21 protein-coding genes are annotated in these 20,783 nt (G+C 72.3%); 6 read left to right on the forward strand and 15 right to left on the reverse strand.

Going from position 1 to position 20,783, the window contains the following annotated elements:
* Nucleotides 1-35: 35 nt before the first annotated feature.
* Genes EUA98_RS12995 through EUA98_RS13030 form a run of 8 tightly spaced genes read right to left on the reverse strand, consistent with a single transcriptional unit; the run spans nt 36 to nt 6,797 of the window.
* Nucleotides 36-374 (reverse strand): metal-sulfur cluster assembly factor, encoded by a 339-nt coding sequence (locus EUA98_RS12995; protein ID WP_130103114.1) that lies wholly within the window; start codon nt 372-374, stop codon nt 36-38.
* On the reverse strand, nt 371-880 hold the full coding sequence (gene sufU / locus EUA98_RS13000; RefSeq protein WP_130103115.1) for a Fe-S cluster assembly sulfur transfer protein SufU: 510 nt from the start codon (nt 878-880) through the stop codon (nt 371-373). Before sufU ends, EUA98_RS12995 begins: the two co-directional genes overlap by 4 nt.
* Nucleotides 877-2,190, reverse strand: a complete 1,314-nt coding sequence (locus EUA98_RS13005; RefSeq protein ID WP_130103116.1) for a SufS family cysteine desulfurase — start codon at nt 2,188-2,190, stop codon at nt 877-879. The genes sufU and EUA98_RS13005 overlap by 4 nt, the downstream gene beginning before the upstream one ends.
* Before the next feature lie 14 nt (nt 2,191-2,204).
* Nucleotides 2,205-2,969, reverse strand: a complete 765-nt coding sequence (sufC, locus tag EUA98_RS13010; protein ID WP_130103117.1) for a Fe-S cluster assembly ATPase SufC — start codon at nt 2,967-2,969, stop codon at nt 2,205-2,207.
* Nucleotides 2,970-3,320, reverse strand: coding sequence for a non-heme iron oxygenase ferredoxin subunit (locus EUA98_RS13015; RefSeq protein WP_130103118.1), 351 nt, complete (start codon nt 3,318-3,320; stop codon nt 2,970-2,972). It abuts the gene before it with no gap.
* Nucleotides 3,317-4,585: a Fe-S cluster assembly protein SufD gene (gene sufD / locus EUA98_RS13020; protein ID WP_130103119.1), complete on the reverse strand. Its 1,269-nt coding sequence runs from the start codon at nt 4,583-4,585 to the stop codon at nt 3,317-3,319. Before sufD ends, EUA98_RS13015 begins: the two co-directional genes overlap by 4 nt.
* Nucleotides 4,585-6,030, reverse strand: coding sequence for a Fe-S cluster assembly protein SufB (gene sufB, locus EUA98_RS13025; protein WP_130103120.1), 1,446 nt, complete (start codon nt 6,028-6,030; stop codon nt 4,585-4,587). The genes sufD and sufB overlap by 1 nt, the downstream gene beginning before the upstream one ends.
* A complete protein-coding gene (locus EUA98_RS13030; RefSeq protein WP_130103121.1) occupies nt 6,027-6,797 on the reverse strand; it encodes a helix-turn-helix transcriptional regulator in 771 nt (256 codons plus the stop codon). Before EUA98_RS13030 ends, sufB begins: the two co-directional genes overlap by 4 nt.
* A 220-nt stretch (nt 6,798-7,017) precedes the next feature.
* On the opposite strand from EUA98_RS13030, the gene EUA98_RS13035 reads away from it, so the two are divergent.
* The 6 genes from EUA98_RS13035 to EUA98_RS13060 are packed head-to-tail and all read left to right on the forward strand — an operon-like array spanning nt 7,018 to nt 12,271.
* The gene (locus EUA98_RS13035) at nt 7,018-7,962 is read left to right on the forward strand and encodes an ABC transporter ATP-binding protein (RefSeq protein WP_130103122.1); all 945 of its coding nucleotides are present in this window, start codon (nt 7,018-7,020) and stop codon (nt 7,960-7,962) included.
* Nucleotides 7,959-8,723, forward strand: a complete 765-nt coding sequence (locus EUA98_RS13040; protein ID WP_130103123.1) for an ABC transporter permease — start codon at nt 7,959-7,961, stop codon at nt 8,721-8,723. Before EUA98_RS13035 ends, EUA98_RS13040 begins: the two co-directional genes overlap by 4 nt.
* Before the next feature lie 57 nt (nt 8,724-8,780).
* A complete protein-coding gene (locus EUA98_RS13045) occupies nt 8,781-9,752 on the forward strand; it encodes a COX15/CtaA family protein (protein WP_350339502.1) in 972 nt (323 codons plus the stop codon).
* Nucleotides 9,753-9,787: 35 nt separating this feature from the next.
* On the forward strand, nt 9,788-10,456 hold the full coding sequence (locus EUA98_RS13050; protein ID WP_242511481.1) for a GNAT family N-acetyltransferase: 669 nt from the start codon (nt 9,788-9,790) through the stop codon (nt 10,454-10,456).
* 10 nt (nt 10,457-10,466) lie between these two features.
* Nucleotides 10,467-11,456: an ATP-binding cassette domain-containing protein gene (locus EUA98_RS13055; RefSeq protein WP_130103125.1), complete on the forward strand. Its 990-nt coding sequence runs from the start codon at nt 10,467-10,469 to the stop codon at nt 11,454-11,456.
* Entirely contained in the window at nt 11,453-12,271 is an 819-nt protein-coding gene (locus EUA98_RS13060; protein WP_165372830.1) for an ABC transporter permease, read from the forward strand. Before EUA98_RS13055 ends, EUA98_RS13060 begins: the two co-directional genes overlap by 4 nt.
* 50 nt (nt 12,272-12,321) lie before the next feature.
* Here the strand turns inward: EUA98_RS13060 and EUA98_RS13065 are convergent, their stop codons facing one another.
* The 7 genes from EUA98_RS13065 to steA form a co-directional block, all read right to left on the reverse strand.
* Nucleotides 12,322-12,966, reverse strand: a complete 645-nt coding sequence (locus tag EUA98_RS13065; RefSeq protein WP_130103126.1) for an NUDIX domain-containing protein — start codon at nt 12,964-12,966, stop codon at nt 12,322-12,324.
* 4 nt (nt 12,967-12,970) lie between these two features.
* Entirely contained in the window at nt 12,971-14,683 is a 1,713-nt protein-coding gene (pyrG, locus tag EUA98_RS13070; RefSeq protein ID WP_305038286.1) for a CTP synthase, read from the reverse strand.
* Between the two features lie 86 nt (nt 14,684-14,769).
* Complete coding sequence (locus EUA98_RS13075; protein WP_207219084.1) at nt 14,770-15,939, reverse strand: glycosyltransferase family 4 protein; 1,170 nt, start codon at nt 15,937-15,939, stop codon at nt 14,770-14,772.
* Nucleotides 15,932-17,635, reverse strand: coding sequence for a murein biosynthesis integral membrane protein MurJ (gene murJ, locus EUA98_RS13080; RefSeq protein ID WP_130103127.1), 1,704 nt, complete (start codon nt 17,633-17,635; stop codon nt 15,932-15,934). Before murJ ends, EUA98_RS13075 begins: the two co-directional genes overlap by 8 nt.
* Entirely contained in the window at nt 17,632-18,528 is an 897-nt protein-coding gene (locus EUA98_RS13085) for a hypothetical protein (protein WP_130103128.1), read from the reverse strand. The genes murJ and EUA98_RS13085 overlap by 4 nt, the downstream gene beginning before the upstream one ends.
* Nucleotides 18,525-19,544 (reverse strand): copper transporter, encoded by a 1,020-nt coding sequence (locus EUA98_RS13090; RefSeq protein WP_130103129.1) that lies wholly within the window; start codon nt 19,542-19,544, stop codon nt 18,525-18,527. The genes EUA98_RS13085 and EUA98_RS13090 overlap by 4 nt, the downstream gene beginning before the upstream one ends.
* Nucleotides 19,545-19,596: 52 nt before the next feature.
* Nucleotides 19,597-20,781, reverse strand: coding sequence for a putative cytokinetic ring protein SteA (steA, locus tag EUA98_RS13095; protein WP_130103130.1), 1,185 nt, complete (start codon nt 20,779-20,781; stop codon nt 19,597-19,599).
* Between the last annotated feature and the right edge of the window lie 2 nt (nt 20,782-20,783).

Below are 20,783 nucleotides of genomic sequence, written 5' to 3' on the forward strand. Positions count from 1 at the left end.
GTCCCGCCAGCCGAGGCCAACGGCCGCCGTCGACCTCACATGTTGAAGCCGAGGGCCCGCATCTGGTCGCGACCGTCGGGCGTGATCTTCTCGGGACCCCACGGCGGCATCCAGACCCAGTTGATCCGGAACGTGGCGACCATCCCCTCGAGGCTGGTCGCCGTCTGGTCCTCGATGACGTCGGTGAGCGGGCAGGCCGCCGAGGTGAGCGTCATGTCGATGACGACGTTGTTGCTCTGGTCCACGGTGAGGCCGTAGACCAGGCCGAGATCGACGATGTTGATCCCGAGCTCGGGGTCGATCACGTCGCGCAGGGCCTCCTCGATGTCGGCCACGGTGGGTGGCGTCGAGTCGGCGGGGGTGAGCGTGGTCATGGCAGCTCCTGAGAGGTCGTGGCCGGCAGGCCCGCACCGGATCGTGCGACGGCATCGCGCAGCGCGGCCCAGCCGAGCAGGGCGCACTTGATCCGTGCGGGGTACTTCGCGACCCCGGTGAACGCCGTGGCGTCGCCGAGGGCGTCCTCTTGGTCGGGGTCGAGCCCCGCGCCGCGAGCGTGCATCAGCTGGCGGAACGTCTCGGCGAGGCGGTCCACCTCGGTGAGCTCGGCACCGGTGACCAGGTCGGTGAGCACCGAGATGGAGGCCTGCGAGATGCTGCAGCCCTGCCCTTCCCAGCTCACCGTGCGCAGCACGGGCACCCCGTCGGCGGGATCGATGTCGACCCGCAGGGTGACCTCGTCGCCGCAGGTCGGGTTGACCTGGTGCGACTCGCCGATCGCATGGCCGGGGGCCACCGCGTCGGTGGTCAGACCACGCCCGTGCGGGAACTTCGCGTGGTCCAGGATCACCTGCTGGTAGAGCTGCTCCATCGCGTTCGTCATGCGGTCGCTACCTCGTTCAGTCCGAAGAACCCGCGGACGCCGGCGAGCGCCTCCCGGAAGACGTCGATCTCCTCGACCGTCGTGTAGACCGACGCCGACGCGCGCGCGGTCGCGGCGACGCCGAAGCGACGGTGCAGCGGCTGCGCGCAGTGGTGACCGACGCGGACGGCGACGCCCGCGTCGTCGAGCACCTGGCCGACGTCGTGCGCGTGCACGCCGTCGACGACGAACGACACGGTCGCCAACCGGTCTGCGGCGTCGAGCGGGCCCACGACCCGCACGTGCGGCACCGAGGCCACCGCCGCGAGCAGCGCGCGCGTGAGCTCCGCCTCGTGGGCGGCGACGCCGTGCATCCCGAGCTCGGCGAGGTACCGCGCGGCGGCCCCCATGCCGATGGCCTGCGCGATCATCTGGGTACCGGCCTCGAACCGCTGCGGCGGGGGCGCGTAGGTCGCGGTCTCCATCGTGACGACCTCGACCATCGACCCGCCCGTCATCACCGGCGGCAGCGCCTCGAGCAGCTCGCGGCGCCCGTACAGCGCACCGACCCCCGTCGGGCCGAGCATCTTGTGACCCGAGAACGCCGCGAAGTCGACGCCGAGCGCGGCGAGGTCGACGGGCAGGTTCGGGACGCTCTGGCACGCGTCGAGCATGGTGAGCGCACCCACCTCACGAGCCCGGGCGACGAATGGCGCGACGTCGGTCACGGCGCCCGTGACGTTCGAGGCGTGCGTGAAGGCGAGCACGCGGGTGCGGTCGGTGACCACGGACGCGAGCTGGTCCGTGCGGAGCCGGCCGTCGTCGTCGACCCCGATCCAGCGCAGGGTCGCGCCGGTGCGCGCCGCGAGCTCCTGCCACGGCACCAGGTTGGCGTGGTGCTCGGACTCGGTCACGACGATCTGGTCACCGGGCTGGAGCGCGAACCGGCGCGCGGCCGCCCCGCCACGGCCCGCCGTGGCGTTGCCGATCGCGTACGCGACGAGGTTGATCGCCGCGGTCGCGTTCGACGTCCAGACGAGCTCGTCGGAGCCGACCCCGACGAACGAGGCCACCTCCGCGCGCGCGGCCTCGAAGGCCTCGGTCGCCTCTTCCGCGAGCTGGTGCGCGCCGCGGTGCACGGCGGCGTTGCGCTGGCGGTAGAAGTCCTGCTCGGAGTCGAGCACGACGTCGGGCTTCTGCGACGTCGCCCCCGAGTCCAGGTAGACCAGCGGCCGACCGCCGCGCACGGTGCGCGAGAGCAGGGGGAAGTCCGCGCGCACCGCTGCGAGCTCCACCCCGGTCAGCACGGGGGTGACGAGATGGGCGGACATGTGAGAACGCCCTTTCAGGCAGAGGCGCCGGTAGGCAGGAAGCGGTCGTAGCCCTCGGCCTCGAGCCGGTCGGCGAGCTCGGGTCCACCCTGCTCGGCGATCCGGCCGTCGACGAAGACGTGCACGAAGTCGGGCTTGATGTACCGCAGGATGCGCGTGTAGTGCGTGATCAGCAGGATGCCGGCCTCGCCCCCGGCCCGCACCCGGTTCACGCCCTCCGACACGACGCGGAGCGCGTCGACGTCCAGACCCGAGTCGGTCTCGTCGAGGATCGCGAACTTCGGGTTGAGGAGCTCCATCTGGAGGATCTCGTGGCGCTTCTTCTCACCACCCGAGAATCCCTCGTTGACCGAGCGCTCGGCGAACTCCGGATCCATCCGCAGCGCGTCCATCGCGGACCGCATGCCCTTGACCCAGGTCCGCAGCGGCGGGGCCTTGCCGTCGATCGCGGTCTTCGCGGTGCGCAGGAAGTTCGACACGCTCACCCCGGGGACCTCGACGGGGTACTGCATCGCGAGGAACATGCCGGCGCGCGCCCGCTCGTCCACCGTCATGGCCAGGACGTCCTCGCCGTCGAGCAGTACGGTGCCCGCGGTCACCTGGTACTTCGGGTGACCGGCCAGCGAGTAGGCCAGGGTCGACTTGCCCGACCCGTTGGGGCCCATGATGGCGTGGGTCTCGCCGCTGGCGACGGTCAGGTCGACCCCGCGCAGGATCTGCTTGGGACCCTCCTTCGTCTCGACGCTGACGTGCAGGTCGCGGATCTCGAGCGTGGACATTCAGTTCTCCTTGCCGGTCAAGACGGGGGCGTCGACGTCGACGAGCACTCGCTCGCCGTCGACGGTCAGGGGGTAGACGGGGACGGGACGGACGGCGGGCAGGCCGGTCGGGACACCGGTGCGCAGGTCGAACCGCGAGCCGTGCAGCCAGCACTCGATCGTGCTGCCCTCCACCTCGCCCTCCGACAACGACACGGCGCCGTGCGAGCAGATGTCCGAGATGGCGTGCAGCTCACCGTCCTCGCCGCGCACGACGGCGACCTCGACCGTTCCGGTCTCGGCCTCGAGCTCGACCCGGAACGTCCCGCACACGGGTACGTCCGCGGTCAGGCACGCGAGCTGAGCGCTCATGCGTCGGCCTGCTCGATGTCGAGGGCGGTCCGGCTGCGCTCGAGCTCGGCCTCGATCGACTGCAGGAGGCGGTCCTCGATCCCCGGGACGCCGATCTGGTGCACGACGTCCGCGAAGAACCCGCGCACGACGAGCCGACGGGCGTCCTCCTCGGGGATGCCGCGCGAGCACAGGTAGAACAGCTGCTCGTCGTCGAACCGCCCGGTCGCGGACGCGTGGCCCGCACCCTCGATGAGGCCGGTCTCGATCTCGAGGTTCGGCACCGAGTCGGCCCGCGCGCCGTCCGACAGGACGAGGTTGCGGTTGAGCTCGTAGGTGTCGGTGCCCTCGGCCGTGGCCTGGATCAGCACGTCGCCGACCCAGACGGTGTGCGCTCCGGCACCCTGGAGTGCGCCCTTGTACGTGACGCGCGAGCGACACCGCGGCACCGCGTGGTCCACGAACAGCCGGTGCTCCTGGTGCTGGCCGGCATCGGCGAAGTACAGGCCGAGCATCTCCAGCTCGCCACCCTCGCCGGTGAACTCCGCATCGGGCGTCACGCGCACGACGTCGCCGCCGAGCGTGACCACGACGTGCTTGACGCGGGCGTCGCGACCCATCGTGATGCGGTGCGAGGCCATGTGCACCGCGCCGGGGGCCCAGTCCTGGACCGACACGATCGTCAGCTTCGCGCCGTCGTCCACGACGATCTCGACCGTCTCGGACAGCGTCGCGTCGCCCTGGTGGTCCAGGACGATGACGGACTCGGACAGCTCCTTGGCGTGCACCAGCACGTGCGAGGCCGTGGCGTCCCGCGCCGCACCCTCGACCCCCTCGACTCGGATCGAGGTCACGGCCGAGGCGACGGCCTGGGCCGGCACGGTCACGATCGTCGCGCGGTGGAACGAGGCCCACGCGGCGGCCGCGGTGCGGTCGCCGGGCCGGCCCGCCCGGCCGAGCCGCGGGTCGTCGCGGTCGACGATCTCGACGACGACCTCAGGCGCCTCGACGACCGTGGTCAGGATGCCGTGGCCGGTCAGCTCCGCCGCGAACAGCGGGGCGATCCGGTCCACGGGAGCAAAGCGCCACTCCTCCTCGCGACCGTGCGGAAGCGGGAAGTCGGCGACGTCGAACGACGTCTTGCGCTCGGCCCGCGAGCCCTGCGGCGTCCCCCCGGTCCCGTGCGTGTGCTGGCCGTCGGCCACGGCGCGCGTGTGGTCGGTCGTCAGACCCACGGGCGTCTCGCGGTCGGTCGCTTCTAGATCAGTTCTGGTGGCGCTGGACATCAACCGACGGACCCTTCCATCTGCAGCTCGATGAGGCGGTTCAGCTCGAGGGCGTACTCCATCGGCAGCTCCCGCGCGATCGGCTCGACGAAGCCGCGCACGATCATGGCCATGGCCTCGGTCTCCTTCATGCCACGGGACATGAGATAGAAGAGCTGGTCCTCGCTCACGCGGGACACCGTCGCCTCGTGCCCCATGGACACGTCGTCCTCGCGGACGTCGACGTACGGGTAGGTGTCCGAGCGGGAGATCTGGTCGACCAGGAGCGCGTCGCACAGGACGTTCGACGCCGACCCGTGCGCACCCTCGAGGATCTGCACGAGACCGCGGTACGAGCTGCGACCGCCACCGCGAGCCACCGACTTGGACACGATGGACGACGACGTGTGCGGGGCGGCGTGCACCATCTTGGCGCCCGCGTCCTGGTGCTGGCCCTCGCCGGCGAACGCGATCGACAGCGTCTCGCCGCGGGCGTGCTCACCCATGAGGTAGATCGCCGGGTACTTCATGGTGACCTTGGAGCCGATGTTGCCGTCGACCCACTCCATCGTGGCGCCCTCGGCCGCGGTCGCCCGCTTGGTCACGAGGTTGTAGACGTTGTTCGACCAGTTCTGGATGGTCGTGTACCGCACCCGGGCGTTCTTCTTGACGATGATCTCGACGACCGCGGAGTGCAGCGAGTCGCTGGAGTAGATCGGCGCCGTGCAGCCCTCGACGTAGTGCACGTACGAGCCCTCGTCCGCGATGATCAGCGTCCGCTCGAACTGGCCCATGTTCTCGGTGTTGATCCGGAAGTACGCCTGCAGCGGGATGTCGACGTGCACGCCCGGCGGGACGTAGACGAACGAGCCGCCCGACCACACCGCGCTGTTGAGCGCCGCGAACTTGTTGTCACCCGGCGGGATGATCGAGCCGAAGTACTGCTCGAAGATCTCGGGGTACTCGCGCAGGCCGGTGTCGGTGTCGACGAAGATGACGCCCTGCTCCTGCAGGTCCTCGCGGATCTGGTGGTAGACGACCTCGGACTCGTACTGCGCGGCCACCCCACCCACCAGGCGCTGCTTCTCGGCCTCGGGGATGCCGAGGCGGTCGTACGTCATCTTGATGTCGTCGGGCAGGTCGTCCCAGCTGGTGGCCTGCTTCTCGGTCGAGCGCACGAAGTACTTGATGTTGTCGAAGTCGATCCCCGACAGGTCCGAGCCGAACGTCGGCATCGGCTTCTTGTCGAACAGCCTCAGCGACTTCAGGCGCAGCTTGAGCATCCACTCCGGCTCGTCCTTGAGGGCCGAGATGTTGCGCACGACCTCCTCGTCGACGCCGCGGCGCGCGAGACGGCCGGCCTCGTCGGAGTCGTGCCACCCGAAGGTGTAGGAGCCGATCGAGGCGATGGCCTCGTCCTGCGTCATCGGAGCAGCCGTGGCTGCGCTCTGGGTGGGGGCGCTCATGACGTCCTGCCTTCCTCTGGTCTCACGGCCGGGCTGGAACCGGTCGAAGTCGTCGCGGTCGGGATGTTGGTGGTGCACACGTGCCCGCCGCTCGCCAGGGTGGCGAGCCGCTGGACATGGACACCGAGCAAGCGGGAGAACGCCTGGGTCTCGGCTTCGCACAGCTGCGGGAACTCGGCGGCGATCTGCTGCACCGGGCAGTGGCCCTGGCAGAGCTGGATGGCACTCAGGCCGGGCACCGCCCGGGTGCTCGCGGCGAAGCCGTCCGTCGCCAGCACGCGGGCAAGGGCGTCCACGCGTGCCTCGAGGCCGGCCCCGTCGCCCACCAGGGCGAGGTACCGCTCCTCGATGCCGTGGACCCGCGCCTCGGCGAACGACTGGACCGCGCTCGGTCCGGCGACGTCCGCGAGGAAGCGCAGTGCCTGCGCCGCGAGCTCGGAGTAGGTGTTGGACAGGGCCGCCTGGCCGTGGTTGGTCACGACATAGTGCCGCGCGGGTCGACCGCGCCGGGCCCGACCGGGTCCGGCCCCTTCGTGCACCACGATCTGCCCGTCGGCCTCGAGGACCCCGAGGTGGCGGCGGATGCCCGCCGGGGTGAGGTGCAGGGTCGACGCGAGGTCGGCCGTCGTGACGGGACCGGCCGACGCGACGAGCTGGAGCACGCGCTGCCGGGTGGTGGAATCGGCTTCGGTCTCGACGGCCGGCGGTTCGACGGCCGGCGGTTCGACGGCGCGGGCGACCGACACCGGCGTACTGGTATCGAGCATGGTCGTCCTCATCGTCACCTCCGCAGGTCTGGGTTGAGCTCGATGCCCGACTGGACGTGGACAGCCCCGGGCAGCCGGGCCGCAAGGCCCGCTGATATTGCCAACATACTTGTTGTCGAATTCCATTCCCGCAAGCAAGGACACCCTTACATCTGGAGCGCCCTCCGACCGCACCCCCACCGGGTCCTGGCACCGGGAGCCCCGACCTAGACTCGACCGCGTGTCCAACTCCCCCGCCGTCGAGATCACCCAGCTGGTGAAGCGGTACGGCGGTCGGGCCGTGGTCGACGGCCTCGACCTGGTCGCCGCGCGGGGCCAGGTCACCGCGGTCCTCGGCCCGAACGGCGCCGGCAAGACGACGACCATCGAGTGCTGCGAGGGGCTGCGCCGGCCCGACGACGGCCGCGTGCGGGTGCTCGGCCTCGATCCGCTCCAGCAGGCCGCCGCGCTGCGACCCCGCGTCGGCGTGATGCTCCAGGACGGCGGGCTCCCCACCGGGGTGCGCGCGATCGAGATGCTGCGCCACATCTCGTCCATGTACGCGCGTCCGCGCGAGGTCAGCGAGCTGTCCGAACGCCTCGGGATCGACTCGTTCGCCACCACCTCGGTGCGTCGGCTCTCCGGCGGGCAGCGGCAGCGGCTGGCCCTCGCGGCCGCCCTGGTGGGCCGGCCCGAGGTGGTCTTCCTCGACGAGCCGAGCGCCGGGATGGACCCGCAGTCGCGCAACGCCGTCTGGGAGCTCGTCCGCGAGCTGCGCACCGAGGGGGTCGGGGTCGTCCTCACCACCCACCTGATGGACGAGGCGGAGGATCTGGCCGACCACGTCGTCATCGTCGATCACGGCGCCGTCATCGCCCGCGGGTCGGTGGCCGACCTCGTCGCGGCCGGCGACGACCGCACGCTCCGGTTCCGTACGGAGCCCGGCCTCGACGCCGTCGACCTGGCCGGGGTCCTGACGGCGGCCGGACCCGCCGACGGTTCGCTCGCGGCCGTGCACGAGACCACTCCCGGGGAGTACCTCGTGACCGGCGCGGTCGACCCCCGGGTGCTCGCCGCCCTGACGGCCTGGTGCGCCGCTCGCGACCTGCTCGCGAGCCGGATCTCCGTCGGGCGACGCACGCTCGAGGATGTCTTTCTCGACCTGACGGGACGGAACCTGCGATGACCGCCGCTCCCCCCGGCCTCGCCGCACCGGCCTGGCGCCGGGTGCTGTCCCAGGCGACCTTCGAGACCCGGCTCATCCTGCGCAACGGCGAACAGCTGCTCGTCACGTTGATCCTGCCGGTCCTGCTGCTGATCGCGCTCGCCCAGCCCGACCTGCTCGAGCTGGACACCGGCGGCGCACGCCGGATCGACTTCGTCACCCCGGGCATCCTCGCCCTGGCCGTGATGTCCACCGCGTTCACCTCGCAGGCCATCACGACCAGCTTCGACCGCCGCAACGGCGTGCTGCGCCTGCTCGCGACGACCCCGCTCGGTCGCGGGGGGCTGCTCGCGGGCAAGGTCTGCGCCGTGCTCGCGGTCGAGGCGGTGCAGGTCGTCGTGCTCGGCGGGGTGGCGCTCGCGCTCGGCTGGGAACCGCCGATCGCGGGACTCGTCCCCGCGCTGGTGGCGATCGGGCTCGGGACAGCCGCCTTCACGTCGCTCGCCCTGCTCCTGGCGGGGACGCTGCGGGCGGAGGCTGTGCTCGCTGTCGCGAACCTGCTGCTGGTGCTGCTCACGGTCGCGGGCGGCGCGGTCGTCCCCGCGACGATGCTCCCCGGCCCGCTGGCCACCCTCGCACCGCTCCTCCCCTCCGGCGCTCTCGGTGACGCCCTGCGCGGCGCGCTGCTCGACTCGGGACTCCCGGTCGGCTCGGCCCTCGTCCTGCTCGCCTGGACGATCGCGCTCGCCCTGGGCGCGGGCAAGCTGTTCCGCTGGAGCTGAGACACGCCACACTCGCCGTCGACCTCGCGGCGAGGGCGCGACGGCTACCGTAGGTCCGTGAGCAGCAGCCCCCCCACCGGCCACATCGTCCCGTCTGCGCCCGTCTCCGCCGACGTCGGCAGGGGCGGTGGCCGACGACCCGCCGGCCCGTTCGCCCGGGCCACCCGCTGGACCCGCCCGGTGCTCGTCGCGAACCTGGTCGCCCAGGTCGCCATCATCGTCACGGGTGGTGCCGTCCGCCTCACCGGCTCCGGTCTCGGCTGTTCGACCTGGCCCCAGTGCGAACCCGGTGCGTTCACCCCGATCCTGCACGGCGCGACGTCGATCCACCCGTTCATCGAGTTCGGCAACCGCACCCTCACCGGCGTGCTCGGCCTGATCGCGATCCTCGTGGCGGTCCTGGTCTTCACCGACCGTCGTCGGGCGACCAGCTTCCGCGTGCTCGGCCTGGTTCCGTTGATCGGGGTGGTCCTGCAGGCCGTGCTCGGCGGTGTCACGGTGCTGCTGGACCTCGACCCCGCCGTCGTCGGCCTCCACCTGCTGCTCTCGATGGCGATCGTCGCGGTGTCGACGGTGCTGCTGTCCCGCTTCGACGAGGGCGACGCGCGACCGGAGCGGTTGGTCGCGCCGCGCACCGCCGCGATCGCGTGGGCCCTCGCACCCGCCGCCGCGCTCGTGCTCGCGCTCGGCGTCGTCGTGACGGGCTCGGGGCCGCACGGGGGTGACACCGAGGTCGCCTACCGGTTCGCCGTCGACCCGATCCTGATCGCCCGGCTGCACTCCGGGTCGGTCTGGCTCTTCCTCGGGCTGCTCGCCGCCCTGCTCGTTGCTCTCTTCCGCGGCGGGGCACCGGCCCGGGCCCGCCGCGCGGCGCTCGTGCTGCTCGCCACGACGGCCGCGCAGGGACTGATCGGCTACGTCCAGTACTTCACCGGGCTGCCCGAGGTTCTCGTCGCTCTGCACATGCTCGGCGCGGCGCTCCTGACCGTCGCCACGACCTGGGCGCTGCTGACGCTCCGGCGCCGCTGACGGCCGCGCGCGCCGCCATGTCCATCCGGGGCTTCGTGCCCGACGACGCCGACGCGCTGTACGACGTGTGCCTGCGCACCGGCGCCGACGGCTCCGACGCGCGCGAGCTCTTCAGCGATCCGCGCCTGCTCGGGTCCGTCTACGTCGGCCCCTACGTGACGCTCGAGCCGGAGCGGGCGTTCGTGCTCGACGACGGCTCGGGTCGAGCGGGCGGGTACGTGCTCGGCGCGCTGGACACGGCACGCTTCGCGCGGGCCTGCGAGCGCGAGTGGTGGCCGGGCCTGCGCGCGCGGTACCCGCTCGGCGCCGGGACGGGCACCGCGATCGGGATGGCGACCGGCACGGGGACCCGCACCGGTTCCCCGCGGAGCGCCGACGCCGAGGTGATCGCGTTGATCCACGACCCGCCGGTGGCGGACACCGCCGTCCTGCGGTCGTTCCCGTCGCACCTGCACATCGACCTCCTCCCCGCCTGGCAGGGCACGGGCTGGGGACGCCGACTCCTCACCCGGCTCCTGGTCGAGCTGACCGCCGCCGGCTCGCCCGGCGTCCACCTCGAGGTCTCGCCGACCAACGTGCGCGCGATCGGCTTCTACGGTCGCCTGGGGTTCGTCCGCCTCCCGATCCCCGGCGACGGGTTCACGATGGGCCGGGTGCTGGTAGATCACGGCTACCCCTCGCGCGATGTGGGACCCACGTCCTAGCCTGCTGTTCATGACTGATGCGATCAGCGCCCAGGGACTGGTGAAGCGGTACGGGAAGGTCACGGCCCTCGACGGGGTCGACCTGACCGTGCCGACCGGCACGGTGCTCGCCCTCCTCGGGCCCAACGGAGCCGGCAAGACGACGGTCGTGCGCATCCTGGCGACCCTCCTGCGCCCCGACGAGGGCCAGGCCGAGGTCGCGGGGATGGACGTCCTGGCCGATCCGGCGGGGGTGCGCCGGAAGATCGGCCTCTCGGGCCAGTACGCCGCGGTCGACGAGTACCTCACCGGGTTCGAGAACCTCGACATGATCGGCCGGCTCTACCACCTCGGCCGACGCGCGAGCCGGGAGCGTTCCCGTGAGCTGCTCGCGCAGTTCCGCCTCGAGGACGCCGCCGATCGACCCGCGCGCACGTACTCGGGCGGGATGCGTCGACGCCTCGACCTCGCGGGGGCCCTCGTCGCCGACCCGCCGGTGCTCTTCCTCGACGAGCCGACGACCGGGCTCGATCCGCGGGGGCGCACCGAGATGTGGGAGGTCATCCAGACGCTCGTCTCGCGCGGTACGACCTTGCTGCTCACCACGCAGTACCTCGAGGAGGCCGACCTGCTCGCGGACAAGATCGTCGTGATCGACCACGGCCGCATCATCGCGCAGGGCACCTCGGACGAGCTCAAGAGCCAGGTCGGTGGGGAGCGGCTCGAGATCACGGTCACAGACACGAACCGGCTCACCGAGGCCCGAGACCTCCTCGAGCCGCTCGGGATCGGCCGCGCCACGCTCGACCACCAGCACCGCACGCTCCTCGTGCCGGTCAGCGGGGGCGCGTCGGTGCTCACCGAGGCCCTCCGGCGGCTCGACTCGGTCGACCTGCGGCTCGACGACGTCGGCCTGCGCCGGCCGACCCTCGACGACGTCTTCCTGATCCTCACGGGCCACGCCGCGGCGGAGTCCGACGACGTGCCCAGCGGCGCCCCCCAGCAGGAGGTGGCTCGATGAGCCTGACGATCCCGCACGTGATCACGGACGCGCACGTCGTCGCGAAGCGCAACATCATCAAGATCAAGCGCGTCCCCGACCTGCTGGTCTTCACGACCCTCTCGCCGATCATGTTCGTGCTGCTGTTCTCGTTCGTGTTCGGCGGCGCCATCGACCAGGAAGGTGGGGGGGCGGCCTACCGCGAGTTCCTGATCGCCGGGATCTTCGCCCAGACCGTGATCTTCGGGGCGACGATCACGGGCGCGGGACTCGCGGAGGACGTCAAGAAGGGCATCATCGACAGGTTCCGATCCCTGCCGATGGCGCCCTCGGCGGTCCTGACCGGACGCACGCTGTCGGACGTCGTCAACAACATCATCGTGCTCATCGTGATGTCCCTGACCGGGCTCCTGGTCGGCTGGCGCATCCGGAGCACGCCGCTCGAGGCGCTCGCCGGGTTCGCCCTGCTGCTCGTGTTCGCCTACGCGATCTCGTGGATCATGGCGTGGATCGGCATGCTCGTGCCGAGTCCCGAGGTCGTGAACAACGCCTCGTTCATCGTGATCTTCCCGATCACGTTCGTGGCCAACACGTTCGTCCCGCTGGCGACCCTCCCGGAGCCGCTACGGACGTTCGCCGAGTGGAATCCGGTCTCGTCGGTCACGCAGGCGGCCCGAGAGCTGTTCGGGAACATTCCGCCGGGCGCACCGGCCACCACCTCGGACGCGTGGTCGCTGCAGAACCCCGCGGCCTACACGCTGATCTGGACGGTCCTGATCCTCGCCGTCTTCATCCCGGTGGCCAACGCGCAGTACCGCGTGTCGACCAGCCGCTGAGCCGGACGCCACGCGATCCAGCCGGTGGCGAGACCGCAGGCGGCGAGCGGTCACACCGACGCGGGAGACCGCTCCGGCCAGGGTGCGTCGGCAGGGCGCAACGTGGCCCAGCCGGCGGACCGCGCGGCCGACGCCGCGAGGATCCCGACCGCCGCCGACGGGTTGTGGATCGCTCCACCGAGCACGAGCGTGACGGCCTCGGCGAGCGGGACCCAGCGTGCGGGCATGTCCCGTTCCTCGGCCTCGCGCTCGAACCGGTCGGCGTGGGCGACGTCCGTCAGGCCGCGCGCGAGGAAGATCCGCAGCGCCTCGTCGCTCCCGCCGGGACTCGTGTAGAAGTCGACCAGCACGTCCCAGCGGGCCGCGACGAGGTCGGCCTCCTCGGCGAGCTCGCGCGCCGCGGCCTCGCGCGCGTCCTCACCGCGGATGTCGAGCAGCCCTGCGGGCGGCTCCCACAGCTCGCGGCGCACCGGGTGCCGGTACTGCCGCTGCAGCAGGACCCGCTCGTCGTCGTCGAGCACGATGATCGCGACGGCGCCGGGGTGCGCGAGGAACTCCCGCCGAACCACGACGGATGCACCGTCGTCGCTGCCGAGCTCGACGTCCTCGGCCACGAGATCCCAGATCATGCCCTCGTGCAGGACCTCGCGTGCCGTGACCGGGTGCGGGGCGTGCTGATCCAGGACGACCTGCATCCCGTCAGGCAACCGTGCCGGCCTTCTGCTTGCCGGTGGGCTTGGCGGTCGGCTTGCCGTCCGCCTGGTAGTCGAGGGCGGCACTCACGAGCCCGGCGAACAGCGGGTGCGCACGCGTCGGGCGCGACTTGAACTCGGGGTGCGCCTGCGTGGCCACGTAGTACGGGTGGACGTCGGCCGGGAGCTCGACGAACTCCACGAGCTTCGAGTCCGGCGAGAGCCCGGAGAAGACCAGACCGGCCTCCTCGAGCTGGGCGCGGTAGGCGTTGTTCACCTCGTACCGGTGACGGTGACGCTCGGTCACCTGCTCGGTCCCGTAGGCCTTGGCGACCACGGAGCCGGGCGTGAGCACCGCGGCGTAGGAACCCAGGCGCATCGTTCCGCCGAGGTCACCGTCACCGTCGACGATGGCGAGCTGCTCGGCCATCGTGGCCACCACCGGGTTCGTGGTGTCCGGGTCGAACTCGGACGACGACGCGTCCGCGAGCCCGAGCACGGTGCGCGCGTACTCGATGACCATGGTCTGCAGGCCGAGGCAGATGCCCAGCGTGGGCACCTTGTGCTCGCGGGCCCAGCGCAGGGCGCCGAGCTTGCCCTCGATCCCCCGCACGCCGAAGCCGCCGGGCACGAGGATCGCGTCGACGCCCTCGAGCGCCTGCTCAGCACCTTCGATGGTGTCGCAGTCGTCCGACACCACCCAGCGGATGTGGACCTTGGCGTCCTGCGAAAAGCCGCCGGCGCGCATCGCCTCGGTGACGGACAGGTAGGCGTCGGGCAGGTCGATGTACTTGCCGACCAGGGCGATCTCGACATGGTGCTTGGGGTTGTGGACCCGGTCGGTCACCTTCTCCCAGGCGGACCAGTCGACGTCCCGGAACGGGAGGTTCAGACGCTGCACGACGTACGCGTCGAGCCCCTCGGAGTGCAGCACGCGCGGGATGTCGTAGATGCTCGCCGCGTCGGCGCAGGCGATGACCGCCTCGACGTCGACGTCCGACATGAGCGCGACCTTGCGCTTGATGGCCTCCGGCAGGGGCCGGTCGGCGCGCAGCACGAGCGCATCCGGCTGGATACCGATCGACCGCAGCATGGCCACGGAGTGCTGGGTCGGCTTGGTCTTGAGCTCGGCGCTCGGCCCGATGTACGGCACCAGCGAGACGTGCAGGAAGAAGCAGTTGTCGCGACCGAGATCGTGGCGCACCTGGCGTGCGGCCTCGACGAACGGAAGGGACTCGATGTCCCCGACGGTGCCACCGATCTCGGTGATGATCACGTCGACGTCGGGGCCCGCCTGGGCCCGCATCCGCGACTTGATCTCGTCGGTGATGTGCGGGATGACCTGGACGGTGTCGCCGAGGAACTCGCCGCGACGTTCCTTGGCGATGACGGTCGAGTACACCTGCCCCGTGGTCACGTTCGCCATCTGGGTGAGGTTCACGTCGAGGAACCGCTCGTAGTGCCCGATGTCGAGGTCCGTCTCGGCGCCGTCTTCGGTGACGAAGACCTCGCCGTGCTGGAACGGGTTCATCGTGCCGGGATCGACGTTGAGGTACGGATCCAGCTTCTGCATGGTCACCCGCAGGCCGCGCGCCCGGAGCAGGCGACCGAGGCTGGAAGCCGTCAGCCCCTTACCCAGGGACGAGGCCACGCCGCCGGTGACGAAGATGTGCCGGGTCAAGTTGGTTCGCCCGGGGAGTCGTTTTGCTCGGTCTGCCACGGGCTTTGATTCTACCGGACGTCCGGGGCTCTGAACGCCCGACCGGGCCGTGACACGCACCACCGGATCGCGACGACCCGCTTCGTTCAGCGCGCGTAGACGCGCCGCAGCTGGTCGACGACGTCGGCCAGGTCGGGCAGCTCGGCCGCCCGGGCGCGAGCCTGGGCCGCCAGCGCGGCACGCTCGCCGGGGTCGGCGAGCAGCCGAGCGACCGCGGCCGCGATCGCGGTGGCGTCCCCGACCGGGACCAGGACCGCCCCCCGGTCGCCCGTGACCTCGCGCGTCCCGCCGGCGTCGGTGGCGACGACCGGGGCGCCGAGCTGGAGCGCCTCCTGGATGCCGATCGGCTGGCCCTCCCAGACGGCGGTGCTCACCACGACGTCGGCCGCGGCGAACAGGTCCGGGACGTCGCCGCGGCGCCCGAGCAGCCGCACGGGTGCGGCCAGCCGTGCGCTGCGTTCGGCGAGGTGCTCCTCGAGCGGCCCGTCCCCGGCGACCGCCCACAGGACGTGCCGGTCGGCCGCGCCCTGCTCGACGGCCGCACCGAGCTCGACGGCGGCGTCGAGCAACGTGTCGAGGCCCTTCTGGGGGGCGAGCCGCCCGACCGTGACGACCAGGGCGGTGTCGTCGGTCAGCGCCAGCTCGCGGCGCACCGCGGCCCGGTCGGCGTTCGGGTGGGGCCGCGACGGCGCGGGAACCAGCGCACGCTCGCCGCCCCGGGCACCCCGCGCGCGGGACCGCTCGACGAGGTCGCCGGACACGCCGAGCACGACGTCGGCGCCGCGCGCGACGACCAGCTCGAGCAGCGCGGACACGCCGCGAACCGCGCGGCCGCCGACGGGCAGGTTGTGCAGCGTGACGACGACGCGGGGCCGAGGGGCCCGCACCATCCGGGTCGCCAGCACCACGAGCGTGCCCGCCCGCAGACCGTGCGCGTGCACGACGTCGGCTCCCGCGGCCAGGGCCCGCAGCCGCAGCACGACGCCCGCGTCCCCGGGGCGCGGCCGATCGGTGATCGCCACGGCGCGGAACGTCACCGGCCCACCGGTCGGGGCGAGGTCGGCGCCCAGCGCCGCCGGTCCGGCCACGCGCACCATCGCACCCAGTCCGTTCGGGACCGGCGCGGCGAGCGCGGCGGCGATCTGGGCGACGTGCCGCGCCACTCCCCCGGCGCTCGACCCGAGCACCTGCAGCACGCGCAGTCGGGGTCCGTCCGGCGCCTCGAGCGGGTCGCCGATCCCGGCGTCGTCAGTCACGGGGCTTCTCCGTGGAGTCGAACCGGGGTGCGCCCGGCGTGGTCACCGCGCGGTCGGCGGTGAGCGCTCCGGTGATCGTCGACCGGTCCGCGAACCAGGTCGCGGTCAGCACGAGGAAGACGCTGACGGCCGCCGCACCGAGCCCGGCGAACAGCGCGGTCACGAACCTGTCTTCGAGCAGCCCGAGCACCGCATCCACCACCCACCGCCCCACGGCCGCCCCGACCGTCGCCCCCGCCACCGCCACGGCCAGCGTGCGAGGCGTGCCCGCGAGCGAGGGAGCACCGGCGCACCGGCGCACGGCGATCACGAGCACGATCCCGGCCACCGTCATCCCGACGGTGTTCCCGATCGCGAGGCCGAGCAGCGTCCCGGACGCATCGCCGCGGTCCGGCGCGAGGGCCAGGACCGCCACGACCGAGGCGACCACGACGGCGAGCCACCCGATCGCCACCGCGGTGACGGCGGCGCGGCCCCGCTCGAGCGCGAAGAGCACGCGGGAGTGCTGGAAGATCAGCCCGAAGCCGAGGAGCCCCGGGGCGAGGACCGCCAGGGTCAGCGACATCGGCGCCAGGGCCTCGGCCGCGTTCGGGTTCGCGTCGTTCGACACGAACATCTGTGTGATGGCCGGGGACGCGGCGATCAGCGCGGCGGCACCGGCCGCACTGACCAGCAGGACGGCCCGCGTGCTGACCGCCACGAGTCGGCTGTACCGGCTCAGGTCACCCGAGGCGGCGTGCTCCGCCAGCCGCGGGAAGGCCGCCGTCGCCAGCGGGACGGCCAGCACCGCGTACGGCAGGAAGTAGACCGCCTGCGAGTACTGATAGATGTTGAACGTCCCCGGTCCCCCGGAGAAGTTCGCCAGCTTCAGCGTGACCAGAGCCGCGGCCTGCTGGGCGAGCAGGCCGCCGATGCCCGCGAGGGCGAGGTGCCGGGCGCGCAGGGCGACCCCGGGCGGAAAGCGGAAGGTCGGCCGCAGCCGGACCCCGGAGCGAAGCACGGGGATCAGGAGCGGCAGGCTCATCGCCGCCACCCCGGCGGTGGTCCCCCACCCGAGCCAGGCCACGGCCTGCGCCGACAGCGCGGCTGGATCGGTACGGTCCGCGCCCCCGATCGACCGGAAGGCGAGATAGCTGGCGATCACCACGAGGCTCGACGCGAGCGGCGCCGCGGCCGGCCAGAAGAACCGGCGCTGCGCCTGCAGGATCCCCGAGAGCACGACGCCGATCCCGTACAGCACGACCTGGGGGGCGAAGATCACGATCAGCTGGCTCGCGAGGTCGACGGTCGCCTGGGTGACCGCGGGGTCCTCGCCGACCACGCCGTCGACCAGCAGCCCGGCGAGCGGGCGGGCCAGGACAGCGAGCAGCACCCCGGTCGGCACCAGCACGGCGAGCGCCCAGGTCAGCAGCGCGGACGAGATCGCGTTGACGTCCACCCGCAGGTGCTTGGCGAGCGGGCCCGCGAGGAGCGGCACGACGGCGCCGGCCAGGGCGCCCCCCGCGACGACCTCGAAGAAGATGTTCGGGAGCGTGTTGGCGGTCGCGTAGGCGGTCCCCGTCGGGGTGGCGCCGAGAGCGTTGGACTGCGCGAACCACCGCGCGAATCCGACGAGCCGGCTGATGATCGTGATCACCGCGATCATCGCGGCCGCACCGGCCATCCCGCTCAGTGCGCGACGGAGCCCCGGGCTCATTCGGTCGGGTCCGCGGCCAGGTCCGCTGCCGGACCCGCGGTCCCAGGGCTCGGCACCGGACGCCGACCCCACGCGTCGAGCTCACGCAGCACCGGCGTGGTCGCGATGACCTTCGTGAAGCTCACCCGCTCGCTGGCGACCGTCAGCCCGACGGCGCCAGCGAGCAGCCCGAGCCGGACGCTGCGGGGCGACCCGAGCACGACGGCGGTGCCCAGCAGGGCTCCGAGCGCGTTCGCCCCGCTGTCACCGAGCATGTCCCGCTCGGCGAGGTCGCCGGGCGCGGCCCCGGCGCACACGCCGATCACCCCGGCGGCGAGCCCGGCTGCGGGACCACCGGTGATCGCGAGGGGCGCCGCCGCGAGGGCGGTGGCCTTGAGTGCTCGGCCCGGGCGGAGGTCGAGCAGGTTGACGAGGTTCGCCGACGCGGCGATGAGCGCGCCGGAGGTGGCCACGTCGAACAGCCAGCCCCCGGTACTGCGGCGCCGCGTCGCAATCGCCGCAGCGGCGAGGGCGCTGACGCCGATGCCGAGGACCTTCAGGCCCCCGGTGGTGAGCTCACCGTGGGCGAGCGCGCCGAGGTGTCCGCGCAGCCCCTTGGTGCGGGTGGCACGGTCCTCGGTCAGGTCGTCGACCAGCCCGAAGGCCACACCGCCGGCCGTGGCCACCGTGGCCGCCAGCGCGGCGCGTGCGCTCGGCGCCCCGACGACGCCGCCGACGAGCAGGCCGACGGCGGCCGCGGGCCCCTCGAGCATGCTCACGGGCTCGCCCCGGTGGTTGGTGCGCGTCCACCGGGTCTGGTCACCGACGAGCAGGTCCAGGGCCGGCCGCGCGCCGGTGGTCGCCGCGGCCGCCGCCAGCGCGGCGATCAGGCGGCGTCCGACCGACGTGCTCACCCTGTCGCCTGGACGTCTGATGCCGGGTCGACGGGTACGACGGCCGGCGTGCGGTCCACCGCGGTGACCGTGACCCGCTCGGGCATGACCGTCTCGCCGTCGCCGAAGCCGTAGTGGCCCACGACCGTGCCGATGCGAGCGTTGAGCGCCAGCGGGATCGAGATCTGCCCGGTGATCTGGTCGACCCCGGTGACGGTCGTCAGCTCCTGGGCCAGATCGCCGTCGGCCAGGATCGTCGAGACGAGGTCACCCTCGGACGAGCGCACGGTCGCGACCACGGCGCCTTCCGAGCGGGCCTGGGCGGCGGACGCGATGGCGACCTCGGCCGCGACGACGTCCTGGGACCCCTCGGCGGTGGCGGTCTCCTCGGGGTCGGAGCTCGTGAGGATGACCACCGCGTCAGCAGGCGTCGACACCGGCTCGGCGACGGTGATGAGCTTGCTCTCGTCGTTCGCCAGCAGCTCGAGGATCAGGCTCGCGGACTCGGAGAGCTCGTTCGGCGACGCGGGGTCGGCCCCGGTGAGCCCCTGGATCAGGGCCTCGGCCAGCTCGACGTCGGGCCCGGCGCTCTCGGCCGGAGCCGGCTCCAGATAGGTGACGAGGTTGCCCGCGAGCGCCTGCCGGAAGCTGCGCAACGACGGGTCGGTCCAGCTGTCGGTGACCTCGACCTGCGCGCTCACCGTGGCGCCGGCGGAGTCGAGCTGGGACGTGACCGCCGCGACGGAGTCGTCGTCGACCGCACCGATGGTGACGATGGCCACCCGGCGGTCGGTCAGGGCACCGGAGAGCAGCCGCGGGGCGGCGGCCTCGAGGTACGCCTTCTGGTCGGCCTGCGTCTGCTCGGTGGCGTCGAGGTCGGACCGCAGCGCGTCCCGGTCCTGCCGGAGCTGCTCGACCTGTCCCGTCAGGCTGTCCCCGATCGTCTCCTTCAGCGGCCCGGCGCCCAGCGCGATGCCGACGGCGAGCGCGAGGAACACGGAGATCAGGGAGACGATGTGGTACCGAAAGTCGATCACAGGGCGGTCTTTCCGTCGGGGGTGGGTCGGGCGGTCCGGTCACCGGTGCGCATCAGGCACCGCCGAACAGCGAACCGACCCAAGAGAACAAGTCGTCGAAGCGGGCTCCGGCGAGACCGATCAGGGTCTGCCCGGCCGCGGTCGAGGCCAGGGCGACCCCGAGGGCGAACAGCCCGGCGAGGACGAGCAGGCCGAGCTGGACGTTCGAGATCCGCGCGCGGTAGAGCCGCGAGACGCCCTTGGCGTCGACGAGCTTGCTGCCGACCCGGAGCCGGGTGAGGAACGTGCTCGCCATCCCGGACCGGCCCTTGTCCAGGAACTCGACGAGCGTGGCGTGCGTCCCGACGGCGACGATGAGCTCGGCGCCCTTGTCGTCGGCGAGCAGCATCGCGACGTCCTCGCTCGTGCCGGTCGCCGGGAAGACCACGTGCTTGACGCCGAGGTTCTCGACGCGTTCGAGCCCGGGGGCCCGGCCGTCGCGGTACGCGTGCACCACGACCTCCGCCCCGCACCTGAGCGCCTTGTCGGACACCGAGTCCATGTCGCCGACGATGAGCTGCGGCGTCCAGCCGGCCTCGAGGATCGCGTCCGCGCCGCCGTCGACCCCGATGAGGACCGGTCGGTACTCCACGATGTACGGGCGAAGCGTGGCGAGGTCGGCCTTGTAGTGATAGCCGCGCACGACGATGAGGACGTGCCGCCCGTCGATCACCGTGTCGATGTCCGGCACGCCGACGCCGTCGAGCAGGAGGTCCCGCTCCCGGCGCAGGAAGTCCATGGTGTTCGCCGCGAACGACTCGAGCTGCTCGGAGAGTCCCTCGCGCGCGGCCTCGAGGTTCACCGCGATGGTCTCGGGCGTCTGCTCGATGCCCTCGGCGAGCACCTTGTCCCCCTCGTGCACGACGCCGCCGAGCACCCGCACGGTGCGACCGTCGGTCAGCGTCATGATGTCGGGGCCGAGGTCGTCCACCAGCGGGATCCCGGCGCCGACCAGGATCTCGGGGCCGAGGTTCGGGTACCGGCCGGACGTGGAGCGCGCGGCGTTCAGCACCGCGGCCGGGCGGCAGGAGACCAACGCCTCCGCCGAGACCCGGTCGATGTCCAGGTGGTCGATCACCGCGATGTCACCGGGCTTGAGGCGCTTGGTCAGCGTCTTCGTCCGGGGGTCGACACGGACCGGACCGGCGGTTCCAGGTTCGACGGGCAGGGGTGTGCGTTTACGCAAATTCAGTCTCATCG

Source organism: Pengzhenrongella frigida (assembly GCF_004168625.1).
GTDB classification, from domain to species: domain Bacteria; phylum Actinomycetota; class Actinomycetes; order Actinomycetales; family Cellulomonadaceae; genus Pengzhenrongella; species Pengzhenrongella frigida.